General features: G+C 74.0%; 17 protein-coding genes. 5 read left to right on the top strand and 12 right to left on the bottom strand.

Going from position 1 to position 20,572, the window contains the following annotated elements:
• The first annotated feature begins 204 nt into the window (after positions 1-204).
• Positions 205-1,584 carry a hypothetical protein gene (locus tag IE225_RS26370; RefSeq protein WP_229880058.1) on the top strand — a complete coding sequence of 460 codons (1,380 nt, stop codon included), beginning with the start codon at positions 205-207 and terminating at the stop codon, positions 1,582-1,584.
• A 109-nt stretch (positions 1,585-1,693) separates the two neighbouring features.
• Here the strand turns inward: IE225_RS26370 and pdxR are convergent, their stop codons facing one another.
• Positions 1,694-3,088 carry a MocR-like pyridoxine biosynthesis transcription factor PdxR gene (gene pdxR / locus IE225_RS26365; protein WP_190060116.1) on the bottom strand — a complete coding sequence of 465 codons (1,395 nt, stop codon included), beginning with the start codon at positions 3,086-3,088 and terminating at the stop codon, positions 1,694-1,696.
• Between the two features lie 47 nt (positions 3,089-3,135).
• On the opposite strand from pdxR, the gene IE225_RS26360 reads away from it, so the two are divergent.
• Genes IE225_RS26360 through IE225_RS26350 form a run of 3 tightly spaced genes read left to right on the top strand, consistent with a single transcriptional unit; the run spans position 3,136 to position 4,576 of the window.
• Entirely contained in the window at positions 3,136-3,663 is a 528-nt protein-coding gene (locus IE225_RS26360; RefSeq protein ID WP_190060115.1) for a carboxymuconolactone decarboxylase family protein, read from the top strand.
• The gene (locus IE225_RS26355) at positions 3,660-4,136 is read left to right on the top strand and encodes a carboxymuconolactone decarboxylase family protein (protein WP_190060114.1); all 477 of its coding nucleotides are present in this window, start codon (positions 3,660-3,662) and stop codon (positions 4,134-4,136) included. Before IE225_RS26360 ends, IE225_RS26355 begins: the two co-directional genes overlap by 4 nt.
• Positions 4,133-4,576: an isocitrate lyase/phosphoenolpyruvate mutase family protein gene (locus IE225_RS26350; RefSeq protein WP_190060113.1), complete on the top strand. Its 444-nt coding sequence runs from the start codon at positions 4,133-4,135 to the stop codon at positions 4,574-4,576. The genes IE225_RS26355 and IE225_RS26350 overlap by 4 nt, the downstream gene beginning before the upstream one ends.
• Before the next feature lie 57 nt (positions 4,577-4,633).
• Here the strand turns inward: IE225_RS26350 and IE225_RS26345 are convergent, their stop codons facing one another.
• The 8 genes from IE225_RS26345 to IE225_RS26310 all read right to left on the bottom strand — a co-directional run bounded on the left by IE225_RS26345 (position 4,634) and on the right by IE225_RS26310 (position 15,126).
• A complete protein-coding gene (locus tag IE225_RS26345) occupies positions 4,634-5,587 on the bottom strand; it encodes an ABC transporter substrate-binding protein (protein WP_190060112.1) in 954 nt (317 codons plus the stop codon).
• Between the two features lie 2 nt (positions 5,588-5,589).
• The gene (locus tag IE225_RS26340; protein ID WP_190060111.1) at positions 5,590-7,545 is read right to left on the bottom strand and encodes an ABC transporter permease; all 1,956 of its coding nucleotides are present in this window, start codon (positions 7,543-7,545) and stop codon (positions 5,590-5,592) included.
• A complete protein-coding gene (locus IE225_RS26335; protein WP_190060110.1) occupies positions 7,545-8,624 on the bottom strand; it encodes a quaternary amine ABC transporter ATP-binding protein in 1,080 nt (359 codons plus the stop codon). The genes IE225_RS26340 and IE225_RS26335 overlap by 1 nt, the downstream gene beginning before the upstream one ends.
• Positions 8,621-10,153, bottom strand: coding sequence for a GMC family oxidoreductase (locus IE225_RS26330; RefSeq protein ID WP_190060109.1), 1,533 nt, complete (start codon positions 10,151-10,153; stop codon positions 8,621-8,623). The genes IE225_RS26335 and IE225_RS26330 overlap by 4 nt, the downstream gene beginning before the upstream one ends.
• 124 nt (positions 10,154-10,277) lie before the next feature.
• A complete protein-coding gene (locus IE225_RS26325; RefSeq protein WP_190060108.1) occupies positions 10,278-11,807 on the bottom strand; it encodes an aldehyde dehydrogenase family protein in 1,530 nt (509 codons plus the stop codon).
• Between the two features lie 234 nt (positions 11,808-12,041).
• Positions 12,042-12,944 carry a serine/threonine kinase C-terminal domain-containing protein gene (locus IE225_RS26320; protein WP_190060107.1) on the bottom strand — a complete coding sequence of 301 codons (903 nt, stop codon included), beginning with the start codon at positions 12,942-12,944 and terminating at the stop codon, positions 12,042-12,044.
• Between the two features lie 39 nt (positions 12,945-12,983).
• Positions 12,984-13,343, bottom strand: coding sequence for a hypothetical protein (locus IE225_RS26315; protein WP_190060106.1), 360 nt, complete (start codon positions 13,341-13,343; stop codon positions 12,984-12,986).
• Positions 13,327-15,126 carry an AbeC-like domain-containing protein gene (locus IE225_RS26310; RefSeq protein WP_373303276.1) on the bottom strand — a complete coding sequence of 600 codons (1,800 nt, stop codon included), beginning with the start codon at positions 15,124-15,126 and terminating at the stop codon, positions 13,327-13,329. Before IE225_RS26310 ends, IE225_RS26315 begins: the two co-directional genes overlap by 17 nt.
• A 479-nt stretch (positions 15,127-15,605) precedes the next feature.
• Between IE225_RS26310 and IE225_RS26305 the strand changes: the two genes are divergently transcribed.
• Entirely contained in the window at positions 15,606-15,974 is a 369-nt protein-coding gene (locus IE225_RS26305) for a hypothetical protein (RefSeq protein ID WP_190060104.1), read from the top strand.
• A 21-nt stretch (positions 15,975-15,995) separates the two neighbouring features.
• Here the strand turns inward: IE225_RS26305 and IE225_RS26300 are convergent, their stop codons facing one another.
• The 3 genes from IE225_RS26300 to IE225_RS26290 form a co-directional block, all read right to left on the bottom strand.
• Positions 15,996-16,868 (bottom strand): alpha/beta hydrolase, encoded by an 873-nt coding sequence (locus IE225_RS26300; protein WP_229880057.1) that lies wholly within the window; start codon positions 16,866-16,868, stop codon positions 15,996-15,998.
• Positions 16,869-17,360: 492 nt separating this feature from the next.
• On the bottom strand, positions 17,361-18,350 hold the full coding sequence (locus IE225_RS26295; RefSeq protein ID WP_190060103.1) for a malate dehydrogenase: 990 nt from the start codon (positions 18,348-18,350) through the stop codon (positions 17,361-17,363).
• Positions 18,351-18,779: 429 nt separating this feature from the next.
• Positions 18,780-19,970, bottom strand: a complete 1,191-nt coding sequence (locus tag IE225_RS26290; RefSeq protein WP_229880056.1) for a helix-turn-helix domain-containing protein — start codon at positions 19,968-19,970, stop codon at positions 18,780-18,782.
• Between the last annotated feature and the right edge of the window lie 602 nt (positions 19,971-20,572).

The following is a 20,572-nucleotide window of genomic DNA, read 5'->3' as shown; positions in this document are numbered from 1 at the left end:
GCCACGTGTCTTCAGCCGGTAATGCGCGCGTGTCTGCACCGCACTAAGCGTCCCGATTGTTAAAAATACTCATGACTGCACCTTTTGTGCCTATAAAGTTTCGTTGCCGAGGAGCATGACATGCAGGCTCGCAGGTGGCTCCCAGACCAGCCCACTCGTATCGGCCGGCATGACTGGCCGGACGAAGGTGACAACGGCACCCACATGCGACTGCGGGCAGGCTCCATCGTGGTACTCGACCGGCAGGCGTGGCGAATCCTGGAGATCAACAGCTATACGAGCGACCGCTGGCCGGACTCCTACGAGAAGGCGTGGCGCGATCACGTGGAGTTGTGGTGGCACGCCAACGAACTGCGGCGGGCCAACAACCAGGTGGTCAAACCGGCTCCCAAACGGGCCGAGTTCTACAAGCGCCCGGTGATCCTGGTCCTGCGCAACGAGAACTTCCCCCGGGCCACGCCGAAACACTGGTGCGCCCCCGCCAGCCACGACTGGCAGGTCCTGCCGGAGCACTACGCCGTCTGCCGCGCCTGCGGTGAACTCCCGCCCTGCCAGCACGGGGAATACCGCTGGGAAGGCGGCCCCCGCTGGCCGGAGCAGAACGGCGGCATTCCCCTCATGGTGCCGGAGGGCTGCTGCATGGGATGCGCCGAGCCGATCAAACCGCGGACGCGGACCGTACGTTTTCCGGGCCCGAACCTCTGGTATCCGGACCTGGGGGAGAACACGGCGGTCTTCCACGCCCGCGCCGCCTGCGCCGACCAGGTCGACTGCTACCGCATGCAGTGGCAGACCGAGTACAACCCGCACTCCTCGATGCGCTCCCCCTCCCCCGAATTCCCGGGTTTCGAACACTTCGTGCTGCCACGGGCGCGCAACACGCCGAATCCGGCCCCGCACGCCCAGCAGACCTCCCAGGGCCCGCATCCCGCACAGGCCGCCCAGGCCGCCCAGGCCGCCCAGGCCGCGCAATCCGCGCCATCAGCGCAGGTCGCGCAATCCGCGCAGCCCGTGCCACCCGTGGAGCCCGTGCAGGTCGCGCAGGTCGCGCAGGTCGCGCAGTCCCCGCAGGTCGCGCAGTCAACGCAATCCGTGCAGCCCCCGCAGGTCGCACAGCCCGCGCAGCCCCCGCAGGCCGTGCCCGCCGCGCCGGTCGTGCCGTCGCGGCCGGAGGAGGAGTACGTCTCCGTGACCGGTGACTCCGGCGCCTTCCCCACCTCCTTCGAGAGGTACTGGGAGGAGTCCAAGAACGGCACCGTGTCGCCCGGTTCACCGGTTCCCGCCGTCTCCGAGCCGACGGGAACCGCCTCCGACGCGCCCGCGGCGGAGCGGGCCGCGCCGGTCCGGTCCGCCGCGCCGGAGCCGCCCTCCGGGGCCGAGGCGCCGGCGTCCGCCGGCCTCCCCTCCCCCGCCGCGAGCGCCGGGCCGGCCGTCAAGGCGGTGGAGGAACTGGACCTGGCTCTGGCCGGGCACCCGGCCTTCCACAACGCGGGTCAGGCGGCCCGGGTGATCGAGGAACTCACCACCGCGGTCCGCAACATCGCGCTCTGCCTGAACGATCCGGCCGTCCGCGCGCGCTCCTGACGGGCGCCGGACGAACACGGGCGCCGGACGAACACGGGCGCCGGACGAACACGGGCGCCGGACGAACAGGGGCGCCGGACGAACAGCCGGGCGGGGCCGCCCGCCCGGCTCACGCCAGGACCCGGCACAGCGCTTCCAGGGCCCCCGTCCACGCGTGGTCCGGCGGGGTGCCGTAGCCGACGACCAGGGCGTCGGTGGGAGCGGTGGCGGCGTCGGGGTGGCGGTAGCGGCCGAGGCCGTGGAGGGCGAGGCCCTGCCAGGCGGCGGCCTGGACGACGGAGGGTTCGGTGCCGGGCGCGAGGCGCAGGACGGCGTGCAGGCCGGCGGCGATGCCGGTGACGCGGACGTGGGGGGCGTGCGCGGCGAGGGCCGCCACCAGGGCGTCGCGGCGGCGCCGGTAGCGCAGGCGGCAGGCGCGGACGTGGCGGTCGTAGGCGCCGGAGGCGAGGAACTCGGCGAGGGTGAGCTGCTCGGTCGCGGCGCAGGTGTCGCTCGGGCCCTTGGCGGCGGCGGCCGGTTCGGCCAGCGCGGGCGGCAGGACGGCCCAGGCCAGGCGCAGGCCGGGGGCGAGGGCCTTGCTGGCGGTGCCGAGGTAGGCGACGCGGTCGGGGCCGAGGCCCTGCAGGGCGCCGACGGGCTGGCGGTCGTAGCGGAATTCGCCGTCGTAGTCGTCCTCGAGCACGAAGCCGCCGGTGCGGCGCGCCCAGTCGACGGCCGCGGCGCGCCGGTCGGGGTGCAGTGGCGAGCCGAGCGGGAACTGGTGGGACGGCGTGAGCAGCACCGCGCCCGCGCCGGTGCCCGCCAGCTCCTCGGTGCGGGTGCCGCGGTCGTCGTGGGGCAGGGGCACGGTGCGCAGTCCGGCCGCGGCCAGTGCGCGCCAGTGCTGGTCCAGGCCGTAGGACTCCACGGCCACCGTGCGCACCCCGCGGGAGCGCAGCGCGGTGCCGAGGACGGTCAGCAGGTGCGTGAACCCGGAGCAGACCAGGACGTGTTCGGGGTCGGCGTGGACGCCGCGGGCGCGGGAGACGTACTCGGCGAGCGCGGTGCGCAGGGGAAGGCGGCCGCGCGGGTCGCCGTAGCCGAAGGCGTCGTGGGGGACGGTGGTCAGGACGCGGCGAGTGGCCCTGAGCCAGGCGGCGCGCGGGAACGCGGCGAGGTCGGGGCTGCCGGGGGTGAGGTCGTAGGCGGGGCGGCCGGGGGCGCGGTGGCGCGGCGCCGGGCGGGGGGCGGGGGCCACCGCCCACTCGGCGACACGGGTGCCGGAGCCCTGGCGGGCGGTGAGCCAACCCTCCGCGACCAGGTCGGTGTAGGCATCGGCGACGGTGTTGCGGGCGATGCCAAGATCGGCGGCGAGGGCGCGGGAGGACGGCAGGCGGGTGCCGGGGGCGAGGCGGCCGCTGCGTACCGCCTCGCGCAGCGCGTCGGTCAGGCCGCGGCGCAGGCCCGGGCCGGCGGACGGTTCCAGGTGCAGGTCGATGCCCGAAGTGGCCCATGGATCTGCCATGGAAATGGACCATACTCCTGGGCTGCCCGGCTCCTAGGGTCGACGCCATGACGACGATGAACCAGACGGTCGACAGGACGAACGAGACGGCGGACGGGGAGTACGCCGCCGAGCACACCCCTCGCCTGTCCTGGGCGGAGCTCGCCCCCGACGTGTACCGGGCGATGATCCGGCTGGACGCGGCGGCCCGGCAGGGCCTGGACGCGCGGCTGCTGGAGCTGGTGCGGATCCGCGCCTCGCAGATCAACCGCTGCGCCTTCTGCCTCGACCTGCACACCAAGGACGCGCTCGCCGCCGGGGAGAGCGTCGAGCGGATCGTGCAGCTCAGCGCGTGGCAGGAGTCGCGGCACTTCTACACCGAGCGGGAGCTGGCGGCCCTGGAGCTGACCGAGGCGGTCACGGTGCTGACCGACGGTTTCGTCCCCGACGAGGTGTACGAGCGTGCCGCCCGGCACTTCGAGGAGGCCGAGCTGACCCGGCTGATCGCCGCGATCACGGTGATCAACGCCTGGAACCGGTTCGGGGTGGCCACCCGCCGGGTGCCGGGGCACTACCAGCCGGGGAGCCACGCGTGAGCGCCCGCACCACCCACCTCGACGACGAGGTCCGCGCCGCGATGCAGGCGCTGAGCGCCGCCGCCAAGCGGGGGCTCGGTGATCCGCGGCTCGCCGAGCTGGTGCAGGTGCGCGCCTCGCAGATCAACCGCTGCGCCTTCTGCCTCGACCTGCACCTGGAACTGGCCCGCCGGTACGGGGTGCCCGAGCGGCAGCTCGACCTGCTCGCCGCGTGGGAGGAGGCCGGGCCGGACGTCTTCGACGAGCGGGAGCGGGCGGCGCTGGCGCTGGCGGAGGCGGTGACGGTCCTCGCCGGGGGCACCTCCCGGACGAAGTCCGGGGGAGGCTTCGTGCCCGACGAGGTGTACGAGGAGGCCGCCCGGCACTTCGACGAGGCGCAACTGGCCCACCTCGTCGGCGTGGTCACCGCCATCAACAGCTGGAACCGGCTGATGGTCAGCCGCCGGATCCCCCCGGGGAGCACCGAGTGGTGAGCAAGGTCGAGGCGTTCCGTGCCCTGCACCACGGGCGGGTGCCCGGCGATCCGCTCGTCCTGCCGGGCCCGTGGGACGCGGCCAGTGCGCGGGTGTTCGCCGAGGTGCGTGCGGCGGCCGGCGACCGGCTGTTCGTCAACGCCCGGGTGGACACGTTCCTGCGGGGCGTCACGGACCCGGAGCGGACCATCGAGCGGGCCGCGCTGTACGGGGCCGCGGGCGCCGACTGCGTGGACCCGATCGGCGCCCCCGCCGACGTGCTGCCGCTGCTGCGGGCCGGGATCGAGGGGCCGCTCAACGCCCTCGCGCGGCCGGCCGGGGACGGCCCCTCCCCCGCCGGGCTGGGCGAGCGAGGGGCCACCCGGATCACCTTCGGGCCGGGCCTGCAGCGGCGGGCGACGGCGGCGCTGCGGGAGATCGCGGCCGGGCTGCGGCCGTAGCGCGCCGCGGCCGTGACGCCCTGCGGCCGTGACGCGGCCGCCCGCCGCGGCCACCTGCTACCTGGGCAGCCACTTCTTCCACACCGAGGGGTGACTGTCCACCCACTTCTTCGCCGCCTGCTCCGGCGTGAGCTTCCGGTCGGCGATCAGGAGGGCGACCTCGTTCTGGTCCTCCGTCGTCCACCGGAAGTTCTTCAGGAACCGCGCCGCCCGTCCGCCGTTCCTGGCGAAGTCGGCGTTGAGGTACTTCTGCAGCGGGGTGTGCGGGTAGGCGCAGGCGACCTTGGCCGCGTCGGCGTCGCAGCCCTTCTTGTACGGCGGGAGCTTCACCTCCGTCATGGGCACCTTCTTGAACAGCCACTGGGGTTCGTACCAGTAGGTCAGGAAGGGCTTCTTCTTCTTGGCGGACTGGCGGATCTGGGTGATCTGCGCGGCCTCGGAGCCGGCGAAGACGACCTGGTAGTCGAGCTTCAGGTTCTTCACCAGGGCCTTGTCGTTGGTGATGTAGGACGGGGAGCCGTCCATCAGCTGGCCCTTGCCGCCGCTCTCCGCGGTGCGGAAGAGGGAGGCGTACTTGTTGAGGTTCTTCCAGTCGGTGATGTCCGGGTGCTGCCTGGCCAGGTACGTCGGCACGAACCAGCCGATGTGGCCGGTGACGCCGAGGCCGCCGGCGCGGGCGACGGTCTTCTTCTCGCGGACGTAGAGCTGCTCCTGCTCGGGGTGGCCCCAGTCCTCCAGGAGGGCGTCGATCCGGCCCTGGCTGAGCGCGTCCCAGGCGGGCACCTCGTCGATCTGGATGGTGTCGACGCGGTAGTCCAGCTCGTGTTCGAGGAGGTACTGGGCGACGGCGACGTTGGCCTGCGCGCCCACCCAGGACGGCACCGCGAGGGTGACCGTCCGCGCGCCCCGGGCGTTGGCGAAGGGCGAGGCCTGCCGGGTCATGTCGGCGGCGCCGCAGCCGGTGGTCAGCGCCAGGACGGCCACGGCCGCCGTGAGGGTCGTACGGCGCATCGTCACGCTCCCTTCCCCGCGCGCCGCCGCGTGGGCTGCGTCACCCGGTCGAGCATCAGGCCGAGGCAGACGATGGCCACGCCGGCCACCAGGCCGGTGGCCAGGTCGCCCTGGGCGAGGCCGAAGACGACGTCGTAGCCGAGCGCGCCGCCGCCGACCAGGCCGCCGATGATGACGACGGCGAGGACCAGCACCACGCCCTGGTTGACGGCGAGCAGCAGCGCCTCGCGGGCCAGCGGGAGCTGGACCTGGCGCAGTTGCTGGCCGCCGGTGGCGCCCAGGGAGCGCGCCGCCTCCAGGGCGGCGGCGTCGACCTGGCGCAGGCCCTGCGCGGTGATGCGGATGACGGCGGGCAGCGCGTAGACGATCGCGGCGGCCACGGCGGGGGCGCGGCCGACGCCGAACAGCGCGACGACCGGGATGAGGTACACGAACTGCGGCATGGTCTGGAACACGTCCAGCACCGGGCGCAGCAGCCGGTCCACGCGTGCGCTGCGGGCGGCGGCGATGCCGACGGCGAAGCCGGCGACGAGGGTGACGGCGACGGCGGCCAGCACCTGGGAGAGGGTGTCCAGGGACGGCTTCCACAGGCCGAGCACGCCGGTCGCGGCCATGGCGAGGACGGCGGTGAGCGCGGTGCGCCAGGTGCCGATCAGCCAGGCCAGGGCGGCCACGATCAGCAGCACCGACCACCACGGCAGCCACAGCAGGGCCGAGCGGACCGGGTCGAGGACCCAGGAGGTGAAGCGGCCGGCCCAGTCGGCGGTGCCGCCGACGTAGGGCACGCCGGAGTACAGGTGGGCGGTCATCCAGTCGACGGCGTGGTTGACGGGCCCGGCGATGTTCACCGTCCAGGCGTCCGGCCAGTCCAGGCGGCCGGCGAGGCGCGCGGCCAGGGCGGCGGCGACGGTCGCGGCGGCGGCCAGGGCCACGTACGCCCAGCCGGCCGTGCGGCGTCCGTCGTCCGCGCCCAGCCTCTCCCCGGCGGCGCAGGTGACGCGGTCCAGGACGACGGCGAGCAGCACGATCGGGATGCCGGCCGCCAGGGCCGCGCCCACGTCGACGGAGGCGAGCGCCTGGTAGACGCGGTCGCCGAGGCCGCCGGCGCCGATGACGGAGGCGATGACCGCCATGGACAGCGCCATCATGATCGTCTGGTTGACGCCGAGGAGGAGGTCCTTGCGGGCCAGCGGCAGCCGGGCCGTCAGCAGCCGCTGGCGGGCGGTGGCGCCGAGCGAGTCGACGGCCTCCAGGACCTCCCGGTCGGCGCCGCGCAGGCCCAGCGCGGTCAGCCGCGCCATGGGCGGGGCGGCGTAGACCACGGTGGCCAGGACGGCGGCGGGCACGCCGATGCCGAAGACCAGCACCACCGGCAGCAGGTAGGCGAAGGCCGGGAGGATCTGCATGGTGTCCAGCACCGGGCGCAGCACGCGGTCCAGGCGGTCGGACAGGCCGGCCGCCAGGCCGAGCAGGAAGCCGACGGAGACGGAGGCGAGGACGGCGACCGCCATCAGCGCGAGCGTCTGCATCGTCGGCACCCACATGCCGAGCAGGCCGCAGGCCAGGAGGGCCGCCGCCGTGCCCAGCGCCAGCCGTGCCCCGGCCACCCGCCAGGCCACCAGCGCGGTGGCGGCCGTCACGCCCGCCCAGCCGGCGGCGAGCAGCGTGAGGTAGACGGCGCGGACGGAGAGGACGACCGCGTTGCTGACGTGGCCGAGGAAGTACAGGAACAGCGGGTTGCTGTCGCGGTTGTCGATGACCCAGTCGCTGGCGGCGGTGAGCGGCCGGGTCAGGCTCACGGTCAGTTCGTGCGGCCAGGTCCCGTTCGTCCAGCGGGAGTTCAGCAGCGGTACGAGGACCGCAGCGGCCACGGCCAGCACGGCGAGCTTGGCCACGGCGGGGCGCCTGAGGGCGCCGGGGAGCTGGAGGCGGGAGGGGAACACGGTGATCGTCGCCATCAGGCCGCCTCCCGGGGGGCCGTACCGGCCACGACTTCCAGCAGGGCGTCGGAGTCCACCACCCCCAGGCAGCGGCCCTGGTCCATCACCCGGGCCGGGGCGCCGGCGCGGGCCACCGCCTCGATGGCCTCGGCCACCGTGGCGTCGGGGCGCACGGCGGGGCCGGTGCCGGCCTCGTCCGCGGCGGCCGGGCGCATGGCGGTGCGCACGGTGAGGACCTGCTCGCGCGGCACGTCCCGCACGAAGGCCCGCACGTAGTCGTCGGCCGGGGAGCCGACGATCTCCTCCGGCGTGCCGAGCTGCACGATCCGGCCGTCGCGCATCAGGGCGATGCGGTCGCCGAGCTTGAGGGCCTCCTGCAGGTCGTGGGTGATGAAGACCATGGTGCGGCCCTCCTCGCGGTGCAGCCGGATCACCTCCTCCTGCATGTCGCGCCGGATCAGCGGGTCGAGGGCGCTGAACGGCTCGTCGAAGAGCAGCACCTCGGGGTCGACGGCGAGGGCCCGGGCCAGGCCGACGCGCTGGCGCTGGCCGCCGGAGAGCTGGCCGGGGCGGCGGTGCTCCATGCCCTCCAGGCCGACCTTGGCCACCATCTCGGCGGCCTTCTCGCGGCGCCGCGCCTTGCCGACGCCCTGGATCTCCAGGCCGTAGGCGACGTTGTCCAGAACGGTGCGGTGCGGCAGCAGGCCGAAGTGCTGGAAGACCATGGCGGCGCGGTGCCGGCGCAGTGCGCGCAGCCGGGCCCGGTCCATGGCGCGCACGTCCTCGCCGTCGATGGCGATGGCGCCGGCGGTGGGTTCGACCAGCCGGGTCAGGCAGCGCACCAGGGTGGACTTGCCGGAGCCGGACAGGCCCATCACGACGAAGACCTCGCCCTTGCGCACGTCGAAGGAGACGTCGCGGACGGCGGCGGTGCAGCCGGTGCGCTCGCGCAGTTCGGCGGGCGGCAGCGCGGCCAGTTCGGGGTCTGCGGGGATCCGTTCGGGCCGGGGTCCGAACACCTTCCACAGGCCCTGGACCGCGAACACGGGCGTGTCCGCGGTCGTCTGCCGGGCCGGGGGTTGCAGGGTCTCGGTCATCGGGCACCGCCTCCGATCAGCTCGGCGGCCTTCTCCCCGACCATGAGCACCGCGATCATCGGGTTCACGGCGGTCATGGTCGGGAACACGGAGGCGTCCGCGATACGGATGCCCTCCAGGCCGCGAATCTTCAACTCAGGGTCCACTACGGCGAGTTCGTCGTCGGGCGCGCCCATCTTGCAGGTGCCCGCCGGGTGGTAGACGGTGTGCGCGGCGCGGCGGGCGTACTCGCTGAGCTCCTCGTCGCCCGTGACGTGCGGGCCGGGGCACACCTCGCGCTTGAGCCAGCCCGCCAGCGGCTCGGTCTTCGCGATCTCGCGGGCGATGCGGATGCCGTCGACGAGGGTGCGGGCGTCGTAGTCGTCCTCGTCGGTGAAGTAGCGGAAGTCCAGGGCGGGCTTCTCCGCGGGGTCGGCGCTCTTGAGGTACAGGCGGCCGCGGGACTTCGGCTTGGGGATGTTCGGGGTCATCGACACGCCGTGGGGCGGGCGTGCGTAGCCCAGCCGCTCCGGGTTGTCGGTGAACGGGATCTGGTAGAAGTGGAACATCAGGTCCGGGCCGGGGTGTTCGGGGTCCCGGCGGACGAACAGGCCCGCGTCGGAATCCATCGCGGAGTTGTCCGGGATCGGGCCGTGCGTCTCCCACACGATCACCGACTCGGGGTGGTCGAGCAGGTTCTCGCCGACGCCCGGCAGGTCGTGCGCGACGGGGATGCCGAGCCGTTCCAGGTCGGCCCCAGGGCCGATGCCGGAGTGCAGCAGCAGGCGCGGGGAGTCGATGGCGCCGGCGCACAGCAGGACCTCGTTGCGGGCCCGCACCAGGAGTTCCTCGCCGTCCTTGGTGCGCACGTGGACGCCGCGCACGCGCGTGCCGTCGAGGTCGAGCCGGTGGGCCCAGGTCTCCAGGAACAGGTGGAGGTTGGCGCGCTCGTCCATCACCGGGTGCAGGTAGGCCACCGAGGCCGACGAGCGCTTGTTGTCCTCCGGGTGGTAGGCGAGGTCGAAGAAGCCGACGCCCTCGGTGAACGGCTTCTTGTTGAAGCCCTCGATGCGCGGCACGCCCAGCGCCTTCTGCGCGGCGTCGACGAAGTCGCGGGCGATGGCGTTCCGGTCCTTCTCGTCGACCGGGACGATGTTGTTCAGCAGGCGGGCGAAGTACGCCTCCATCTGCACCGAGCCCCAGCCCTTGGCGCCGGCGGCCTCCCACTCGTCCCAGTCGGACGGCAGCGGCTTGAAGGCGATGAGCGTGTTGTGGGAGGAGCAGCCGCCCAGGACGCGGGCGCGGCTGTGCCGGATGTGGGAGTTGCCGCGGGGCTGCTCGACGGTCGGGTAGTCGTAGTCGAGTTCGCCGCCGAGCAGGCCCATCCAGCGGCGCAGGGTGAGGACGTCCTCGCGGCCGACGTCGCTGGGACCGCCCTCGATGACGGCGACCGTGACGTCGGGGTTCTCGGTGAGGCGGGAGGCGATCACGGAACCGGCCGTACCGCCGCCGACGACGACGTAGTCGAATGCGTGGGTGTGGTCGGGCATGGGGGTGGTACTCCTGGGGGGAACTGGGGGGAGACGGACGGGTGGTGACGTGGGGGAGTCCGTGCGGCGACAGGAGGGTGCCGCCGGGCCGGTGCCGGGTCGCGGGACGCCGCGCCGGGGGTGCTCAGCCGGCGAACCAGCGGACCGGTCCGGGGGCGAGGTTCTGGTAGACGTGCTTGGTCTCGCGGTACTCGGCGAGCCCGGCGGGGCCGAGTTCACGGCCGACGCCGCTCTTGCCGAAGCCGCCCCACTCCGCCTGCGGCAGGTAGGGGTGGAAGTCGTTGATCCACACCGTGCCGTGGCGCAGCCGTCCCGCGACGCGGCGGGCGCGTCCGGCGTCGGCGCTCCACACGGCGCCGGCCAGGCCGTAGTCGGTGTCGTTGGCGAGGAACACCGCCTCGTCCTCGGTGCGGAAGGTCTCCACGGTGACGACCGGGCCGAAGACCTCCTCGCGCACGACCCGCATCCCGCGGTGGCAGTGGTCGAGGACGGTGGGCTCGTAGAAGTAGCCGGTGGCGGGGCGTACGTCGCTGGGCTCGGGGCGCCGGCCGCCGCAGCGCAGCACCGCGCCCTCCGCCAGCGCCGAGGCGACGTACGCCTCGACCTTGGCGCGGTGCTGCTCGGAGACGAGCGGGCCGCACTCGACGCCCTTCTCGGTGCCGCGGCCCAGGCGGATCCGCTGGGCGCGGCGGGCGAGTTCGGCGACGAAGCGGTCCCGGACGGACTCCTCGACGATGAGCCGGGCGCCGGCCGAGCAGACCTGGCCGCTGTGGATGAAGGCCGCGTTGAGGGCCTGGTCGACGGCGGTGTCGAAGCCCTCGTCGGTGGCGCAGGCGTCGGCGAAGACCACGTTGGGGTTCTTGCCGCCCAGTTCCAGGGCGACCTTCTTCACGGTCGGGGCGGCCGCCTGGGCGACCTTGGTGCCGCTGGCCAGGCCGCCGGTGAAGGAGACCAGGTCGACGTCGGGGTGCTCGGCGAGGCGGGCGCCGACCGTGTGGCCGGGGCCGGTGACGAGGTTGGCCACCCCGTCGGGCAGGCCGGCCTCGGCCAGCAGCTCGATCAGGGCGACGGTGGTGAGCGGGGTGATCTCGCTGGGCTTGACCACGAAGGTGTTGCCCGCCGCGAGCGCCGGGGCGATCTTCCAACTGGCCTGCAGCAGCGGATAGTTCCAAGGCGTGATCATCGCGCACACGCCGACCGGCTCGTGCACGACGACGCTGTGGACGTCCGGCGTTCCGGCGTCGACGACCCGGCCCGCGCCTTCCGCCACGACCAGGTCGGCGAAGTAACGGAAGGCGTCGGCGACGCAGTCGACGTCGATGCGGCCCTCCTCGAGGGTCTTGCCCGCGTCCCGGCTCTCCAGCAGGCCGAGCCGTTCCCGGTCGCGCACCAGCAGGTCGGCGACGCGGCGCAGCAGCGCGGCGCGCTCGGCGACGGGCGTGTGCGGCCACGGCCCCTCGTCGAACGCGCGGCGGGCGGCCGCCACCGCCAGGTCCGTGTCCTTCTCGTCGCCCTCCGCGACCACGGCGAACGGCGTCGCGTCCGCGGGGTCGACGATCTCGCGCGTGGCGCCGGAGACGGCTTCCCGCCACTCCCCTCCCACGTGGATGGTCCTCCGCGCCTGCAGGTCGGTTCTGTCCGCCGTGATCGGCATGTTCGGTGCTGCCTTCCGTTCCTGTCCGGTGCCCTTGAGTCACACGGGTGTCACTCATGGGGACCGTGAGCGCTTGCCCGGAAGTACCGGAAGGCATGCGGAATCCGTGGCCGAAAGTGCTCCGTGTCACGGGAGATGCGGACACGGAGCAACAAAACGGGCGACAGTGAGGGCGGACGACGGGGGCGCGGTCGGCGGGCGCGGGTGGCTCAGCCGGGGGCTCAGCCGGGGGGCTCAGTCCTGTCCCGCCGCGCCGCACGACATCCCCGGCGGGCAGAACCAGGCCAGCGCCGTGGTGAGCAGCTTCAGCTCGTCCTCGCGGCCGTCGGCGTCGGGGCCGTAGGCGGCGAGGGCGTAGATCTGCCCGTCCGCGGCGACGAACCGCTCGTCGTAGACGTGCCACGTGCCGACGTCCGGTTCGCCCCTGACCCGGTCGGCCAGGTACTCCAGGCGCGAGCCGGTGAAGCCGGCGCCGTCCAGGTTCTCCAGCGACAGCTTTTCGAAACCGGCCGGTTTCGGCGTCTGCGGGGACAGGAACAGCTCGAACGACGCGTCCGGCGACTCCTCCATCACCTGGTACACCTGCAGCCGGTGCGTGCGGTCCGGGCTGCGGTAGTTGACCACGCGGATGCCGAACTGCGACGCCACGGAGGTGCGCGACCACCCGTCGGGGACGGCGACGCGGAAGCCCTCCTGGTCCTGCTGGACGTGGTAGCCGGAGGGCGGGGCGGTCGGGGCGGTCGGGGACGCGGACAGCGACGGCGGGTCCGTGCCGCCGGTGCCGTAGGACGTCGCACTGCCGCCCGGAGCCGAGGGCGCCGTGGGCGAGCCCGCCGCGTCCGTGTGGTCACCCTTGTCGGCGTTCCCGCCGCCCAGCGTCAGCACCAGGCTCACGGCGACCCCGGCGACGGCGGCGCCGGCCACCACCGACCAGACCGTCCTGCGGTCCACGCCCCACCAGGACGGCACCGGCCGCCGGCCGGACCACCCCGGGTACGGGCCGCTCCCGGTCGGTTCCCCCGGCGCGTGTTCCGGGCCCGCCGGGGGCGGCGGTGTCACCGGTACCGTGGCCGTCACGTCGTCGGCGTCCTCCCAGGACTGGGTCTCCTCGTTCCAGCGGCGGTGTCCCCCGCTCATGATGTGCCCCTCCCGACGGCGCTCACGTTCCGGCGCCTCTCACGACAGCCCCAGCATCCGGGCCACCGTGCCCGCCGAGGCGAGGACGCCCAGCAGGGCCTGCGAGTCGCCGAGCAGGGCCCGCAGGCGTTCCCGGCGTGACGGCCCGGCCTCGCCGGTACGACCGATCTCGTCCTCCGTGCGGGCCAGTTCCTCGTCCAGCGCGGCCGTGTGCTCGTCCGCGCGCACCCGCCGCAGGTCCTCGCGCAGTTCCCGCACCGCCCGCAGCAGTTCCTCGGTGGCCTCGTCGCGGGCCGGCGCCGTGCCGTGGTGGCTTTCGGCGTGCGCGTGGCTGCCGACGGCGAACGTGCTGTGTGAGACGTCCCCGATGCGGACGTTCGGCTCATCCGCCGTGCTCATCGCTGTCGGATCCCTTCTGCGGCGCGGGGCCGCCGTTCGTGGTGGACGCGGCGTGCGCGTGGCTGCCGACGGCGAAGGTGCTTCCCTCGACGGATTCGATGTGCACGCCGCCGTTGCTGATGTTGACCACCTTCTGCACGAACTCGTCCGTCTGGTAACCGTGTTCGGACAGGGCGGTGCGGACTCCGTGCGCGATACGGTCCTGGACGCTGCGCAGGTAGCGGTCGACGTCCATCCGCTGGAAGAGCGAACCGGACGGGGCCGCGCCCAGTTCGCGCACCGACACGGCCGGTCCGTCGACCGGCGCGCTGTCGTAGCCGCCGGTGAGCAGCCGCCAGCCGTAGGCGACGACCTGAGCCAGCGCGACGACGGAGCGCACCGAGGCGGCCGGTACCTGCCCGACGGCCCAGGCGGCCTTGCCGAGGAGGCTGTTGCCGCGGAACTGGTGGGCGGTGCGGTCGGCCTCCTTGAAATCCGACCGGATCGGCATGAGCACGTGCGGGGCGATCTCCAGCATCAGCATGCGGCCCTGGGTGTGGACCCGCACGTAGACGGTGACGACCAGTTCCTCCTCCCAGCCGCCGACCCGGACCCGCAGGAAGTGCCTCCGCTTCTCGGCGCCCTCCTCCACCGCCCGGCTGCGGTGCGTCTCGAACGCCTCCTCGCCGTACGGGGCCTCCTCACGGCGGGCCAGCCCCTCGGCCGGCAGGAACACGCACTCGTCGATCTCCAGCCAGCGCAGCCGGTCGCGCACGGCGTGCCCCGCGTACTCGGGGGGCAGCCGCAGTCCCTCCAGCAGCGGGCGGATGGTGTCCAGGACCGTGCGGTTGCTCATCGGGCGGGGCTTCTCGTCGCGCTTCGGCCGCATCTCCACGGCGAGCACCCAGGTGTCGTGGGCGGAGCCGGCCCCGCAGAACGGGCGCGTCTCGCGGTACATGATCAGCGGTGAGCGCTGCTCCAGCCGGATGCGTGCCCGCAGCCGCCGGAAGCGCTCTCCCTCGGCTCGTTCCGCCGGGTCGGACGCGGCGTCCGGGAAGCGCCGCGGGGACAGCTCGGCGCCGAGCGACCGGACGAGCCGGCTGCGCTGGGCACCCGCGCACAGGGCCACGGCCACGAACATCAGCAGGGCCAGCCAGGCCTGCAGCGGCGTGACCGTGCCGTCGCCGCCGATCATCCGGGTCAGGGCCAGCGGCAGCATCAGCAGCAGTTGCGTCGCGCCGGAGGACTCGCCGGAGGTCCCGTAACCGGAGGAGCCGTCACCGGAGGAGTCGTCGTGGAAAGCCGCGGTGACCGTGGCCACCAGGAAGACCAGCAGCATCAGCCGGCCCAGCCAGCGGAAGAAGAACGCCGTCACCCGGCGTGAGAGCGGAGGGTTCTCCTCGCTGCCGTGGGTGGCGCCGCCCATCGCCAGCAGCAGGCTGGGCACGAGGTAACCCGCGAGGAGGCGGTCGGTGATCAGCAGTCCCACGATCCACAGGCCCACGATCCCGGCGGCCCAGCCCGCCTCGATCCGCCGTGCCCGCAGCGCGTGGGCCAGGACGCGGGCCGCGTCGAAGCCGAGGGAGGGGGCCACGAGCCGCTGCTCGTTGAGATGGAGTTCCTCCAGGACTCGTTCCCGGAAGGACGGGTCCAGGTAGGTGCCCACGCACAGCAGGCGGGTGGCCTCGCTGGCGTGCGGCGGTGGGGGCGGCGGAGGCACACTCGCGGTCGCCGTCTGCGAGTCCCGGGATTGCTGCGGCTGTTGAGGTAATGGAGATGGCTGAGGTACGGACGAGGTACTCATACGGCTCCCCCGATGCGTCAGACGGTTCCGGTACATCGCCGTCTGAGGGTTCATCAGCATAAAGGGGCGTGAGCGGACACGGAGACGCAATCGACGAAAACGCTCTGTGAGGATTCGGCGCGTTCATGGACGGCCGCCGCTCCTTCGAGAAGCGGCCGGCACCGGGGGACGGCGGGCGCGGCTGAAGGGGCGGCGGCCCGCGCCGGGCGGGGCGGCGCGCGTCGAGGCGAGGCGCGTGCGGCGCGGGCGGTGCGGGCGAGACGGGCGGTGCGGTGCGGTGGGTGCTTCCGGTGCGGTGGGCGCCTGCGGCGGGTGACGGAGGTGCGGCAGACGTGTGCGGTGCGGTGGGTGACGGAAGTGCGGCAGGTTGACGGCGGTGACGGACCGGAGGGCGGCGGTGACGGACCGGGGGGACGGCGGCTCCGTTCCGCGCGTCGGGGTGACGCGGCACGGAGCCGGAGCGCGTCTAGGCTCGCGGTATGGATCAGAACGAGGTCGTACTCCGCGCCATCGGCATCCTCACGGAGGCGCAGAACATGTTCGCCGCGCTGAACGAGGACCCGGACGCGGACTACGAGCTGAGCCCGGCGTTCGCCACGCTCATCAACGAGGTGCTGCCCACCGTCCTCGTCCCCGAGGACGCCTCCCCCCGGGAGGCGGCGGAGACGGCGGCCCAGGCGGTGGCGGCCTCCGCGCTGCAGCTGGTGCACGCCTTCGCGTTCCTGTTCTCCGAACTCGCCGACGTCCACGACGCCGGCCACAGCGAGATCAAGTCCGCCGACCTGCTGCAGGACCTCGCGCTGCGCTTCTCCCACCCGCAGCAGGACGAGGACGAGGACGAAGACTGACGGACGCCGGCCCGGGCCGGTTCAGCCGCCCTTCCAGAACCCGGTGAGCGCGGCGGCGAGTTCCTCGGGCGCCTCCTCGGCCATGTGGTGCCCGGAGTCGATCGGCCCGCCGTGCAGCGGGCCGGCGGCCCAGCCGCGCCACACGCCGAGCACGTCGCCGTACAGCTCGGCCATGTCGTCCCGCGTCGCCCACAGCACCTGCAGCGGGCAGCGGACGCACCGGCCGGCCCGCCGGTCGGCCTCGTCGTGCTCCCGGTCGACGCCGAGGCCGGCCCGGTAGTCCTCGCACATCGCGTGCACGGTGGCAGGATCGTGGACGGCGCGCCGGAAGTCCTCGTACGCCTCCCGCCCCATCGGCTCGGGCCCGGCGGTGTACCAGGCGTCGGGGTCGGCGTTGATGATCCGCTCGGCGGGCTTGTCGGTCTGCCCGAGGAAGAACCAGTGCCACCAGCGCGCGGCGAAGGCGGCGTCGCACCGCGCGAGCGCCTCCCCGATCGGCACCGCGTCCAGCACGCTCAGCGCGGTCACCGCCTCCGGGTGGTCCAGCGCCAGCCGGCTCGCCACGTACGCGCCCCGGTCGTGGCCCACCACCGCGAACCGCTCGTGTCCGAGCGCCCGCATCACCGCCACGCAGTCCCGCGCCATGGCCCGCTTGGAGTACGGCAGGTGCCGGTCGTCGGTGGCCGGCTTCGACGACTCCCCGTACCCGCGCAGGTCCGGGCAGACCACGTGGTGGCCGGCCCGCGCCAGCAGCGGCGCCACGCGGTGCCAGGTGGCGTGCGTCCGCGGGTGCCCGTGCAGCAGCAGCACCGCCGGGCCGCTCCCGCCGTGGCGCACCCGCAGCTCGGCCCCGTCCCCCGCGCACCGCGTCAGTTCGAACCCGTCGAAGAACACCCGACCCCCAGCCTCTCGGCGACTCTGCGGCTCCGCGCCCAGTGGCGCCGAGTGCCCGGGAACGGCCGGTCCATGCCAAGGCCCCGGTCCCGAAGGCGGGACAAGGGCCCGAAGGCGGGATGGAGTCCGGAGACGGAATGGGGCCCGAAGGTGGGATGGGGCCCGCAACGCGACGAGTCCCGCCCCGCGCGATGCGGGACGGGACTCAGATCGGAGCGCCGGGCAGGCCTTGCACCTGCATCTCCCCACAGGAAGCGGGGCGTCTTTCCTTGGACCACCAACGCACTGGCGGGAGCCGGGAGTTCCGGCGGCCCGTCGTGTGATCAGTCTAGCGCATGATCGGAGTGGTGCGCGCGGGGCCGGGGCCGGAGGTACGGCCCGTTCCGGCCCCGCGCGCACCGCGTGCCGCCCGGCGGGCGGGCGGCGTGCGCCTCGGTGTGCGGCGCGGCGTGCGCCTCGGGCGCGGTGCGGTGTGCGGTGCGGCCGCGCGGCTCAGATGAGGCCGAGGTTGCGGACCGCCTCGCGCTCGTCCTCGAGCTCCTTGACGGAGGCGTCGATGCGGGCGCGGGAGAAGTCGTTGATCTCCAGGCCCTGGACGATCTCGTACTTGCCGTCCTTGCAGGTGACGGGGAAGGAGGAGATCAGGCCCTCGGGGACGCCGTAGGAGCCGTCGGAGGGAACGGCCATGGAGGTCCAGTCGCCCTCGGGGGTGCCGTTGACCCAGGTGTACACGTGGTCGATGGCGGCGTTGGCGGCGGAGGCGGCCGAGGAGGCGCCGCGGGCCTCGATGATGGCGGCGCCGCGCTTGGCGACGGTCGGGATGAAGTCCTCCGCGAGCCACTTCTCGTCGTTGACGACCTCGGCGGCGTTCTTGCCGGCGACGGTGGCGTGGAAGATGTCCGGGTACTGGGTGGCCGAGTGGTTGCCCCAGATGGTCAGGCGCTTGATGTCGGCGACCGAGGCGCCGGTCTTCTTCGCGAGCTGGGTCAGCGCGCGGTTGTGGTCCAGGCGGGTCATCGCGGTGAACCGCTCGGCCGGCACGTCGGGCGCGGCGGCCTGCGCGATGAGCGCGTTGGTGTTGGCCGGGTTGCCGACGACGAGGACCTTGATGTCGTCCGCGGCGTGGTCGTTGATGGCCTTGCCCTGCGGCTTGAAGATGCCGCCGTTGGCCTCCAGCAGGTCGCCGCGCTCCATGCCCTTGGTGCGCGGGCGGGCGCCGACGAGGAGGGCGACGTTGGCGCCGTCGAAGGCGACGTTCGGGTCGTCGGTGATGTCGATGCCCTGCAGGAGCGGGAAGGCGCAGTCGTCCAGCTCCATGGCCGTGCCCTCGGCGGCCTTCAGCGCCGGGGTGATCTCCAGCAGACGCAGCTTGACCGGCACGTCCGCGCCGAGCAGCTGGCCGGAGGCGATGCGGAAGAGCAGGGCGTAACCGATCTGCCCGGCGGCGCCGGTGACGGTCACGTTCACGGGAGTGCGGGTCATGGCGTTCTCCGTATGAAGCTGGCGGTGGGGCGTCCCTGCCCCGGGGCGGGAACGGATGATCGATCTCTTGGCGTCAAGAGAGATCCAGCGGTCAGGCTATCGCTTCTGGGGCATCCCGGACGGCCGGGGCCGTGTGGCCCGTCCCACAGCATGTCCGCACCGCGCCCGGTGCGGCGCCCCGGGTGCGAAAACGCACGAGGCGGCCGCCCGTCCGGGAGAGAGGGACTGGGGCGGCCGCCATGGGGTTGCCCGGAAACCGGACTCCCGTGGGGGGATGACATCCGCCTGCCCGCCCTCGCGGGAGCCATGCCTGCCGCGCCGGCTTCTTTTCCGCACCGCCACACCTACGACACAGGTGCCGCCCGGGCGCGCCCGCGGGTGCGCCCCCGGTACGGCTACGGCATGCGGCATGCGGCGTACGGCGTACGGCTACGGCGTGCAGCCCCGCTGCCCCGAGGCCAGCGTCGCGCACGCCCGCGCCCGGTCCGGGTCGGAGACGGCGATCATCGGGGTGTACGCGATGGTGTCGCCGCCGGCGTCGACGGTGCCGGTCTCCTGGTGTCGGCCCACGGCGACCCGGACCTCGTCGCCCCCGGTGGCGCCGGTGATGCGGGCCCAGGCGGCGCCGCACGTCCTGCTGTAGCGGACCTCGACCAGGGCGGTGCCGACGGTGACGGACCGCGCGGTGGTGACGTGCCTGCCGCTGCACCCCATCGCCTCGGCGTCCTTGCCGGTGCAGTCGGCGCCGCCGCACTTCACACCCGCCGACAGGCTCCGGTGGGCGCCGGCGGAGCGGCTGGGCGGGGCGGGGGCGCCCTCGGGCCCGGTGTCGCCACCGCCCCGGGTGAGGAGGAGGGCGCCCGCGATGAGCGCGGCGGTGCCGGCGGCGGCCGCCAGGAACGTCGTCAGCCGCCGCCGGGCCGACGCGCGGGCCGTGTCGTCCGGGGCGGGGACGTTCGGTGCGGGGGCGTCCGGCGCGGGGACGTTCGGCGTGGGGCCGTCCGGCGCGGGGGCGTCCGGCGCGGGCACGGCCGTACCGGCGCCGCCCGCGGGGGACGGCCCCCGGTGTCCGGCCACGCCCCACGAGGTACCCCGGGCGGCGGGCGGCCGGACCGGGTCGGCCTCCGCCGCCGTCGGCTGCGGCGGGATGGTCGGCGCCACCCCGGCGGGCCCGGCGACGCCGGGGGGCACGGTGGCGCGGCCGCCCCCACGGACCGCCGTACCGTCCTCCTTGCCGCCGGTCTCCTCGGCGCCGCCGGTTCCCTTGGCGCCCGTGGCGTCGGCCGGGAACGCGGTGAGCTGTTCGCCGAGCGCGGCGCGGGCCTGGGAGACGCGGACGGCCTCCATCGTGCGGTCGTGCCGCATCTCGGCGCGGCTCCAGGCGCGTTCGGCCAGCTCCCACAGGGTGGTGAGGTGGACGGGGTGGACGCCGGTGACCTCGGCCAGGGCGACGACGGCGCCCTTGGGTGCCAGGAGCCGGCCGTTCAGGTACCGCTCCCAGGACGTCTTGCTGTAGCCCGTGCGGTCGGCCAGCGCGGCGACGCTCAGTCCGCCGCGGTCCACGAGCCGCCGCAACTGGCCGATGAACTCCCTTATCTGCGGATCGAGATCCTCCGGCAAGGCCCTCCAACGAGGCATTGCTCCCCCCCTCTTCCCCCGGTGTGTGCTGACTGGTCCCCCGCCGCGGCGCCGGGCCCCGGCTCCCGTTCGAGTCCCCGTTGTGGCTACCCACGGGGAGGCGCCCGGCCAGGACCGCGGTTCCCGGCCCGGGGGTGCACGGGAGCGCACGGCAGCGCACGGGAGCGTGCGGGAGTGCACAGGGGCAGGCGGGCACCGCCGCGCCCCTCGGCGCTCACCGTCCACCGTCCACGGTCCCCGATCCACGGTACGCAGTCGCGGCCGGTGCGGTCGGGGACAGCGCCAACTTGTCGGCACACCACGCACATCGGCACACCGCGCACATCGGCACACCACGCACACGGATGCCGCCCCACCGGCTCCGGTGCATGACGAATGCATGACGAAACCGGCGGTCCGCCCGGTTCCGCGGCGGCCGCGGCTGTGGCCGCGCCGGGACACCGTGCCGGAACCGTCACCGCCGGGACACAGCCCACGGACAGGCGTTGAACAGGCCGTTCGGGGTGCAGGAGGGTGGAGCGCGCGGCGGCGGCCCGTCCCCGCTACCGCTGCCGCGCGCGGGTTCCAGCCTCCGCCCTCGACGA

The sequence above is a fragment of the Streptomyces echinoruber genome, assembly GCF_014651135.1.
Classification (GTDB): Bacteria; Actinomycetota; Actinomycetes; order Streptomycetales; family Streptomycetaceae; genus Streptomyces; species Streptomyces echinoruber.
The sequence above is the reverse complement of the archived record's forward strand: the minus strand, read 5'-3'. Positions and strand labels throughout refer to the sequence as shown.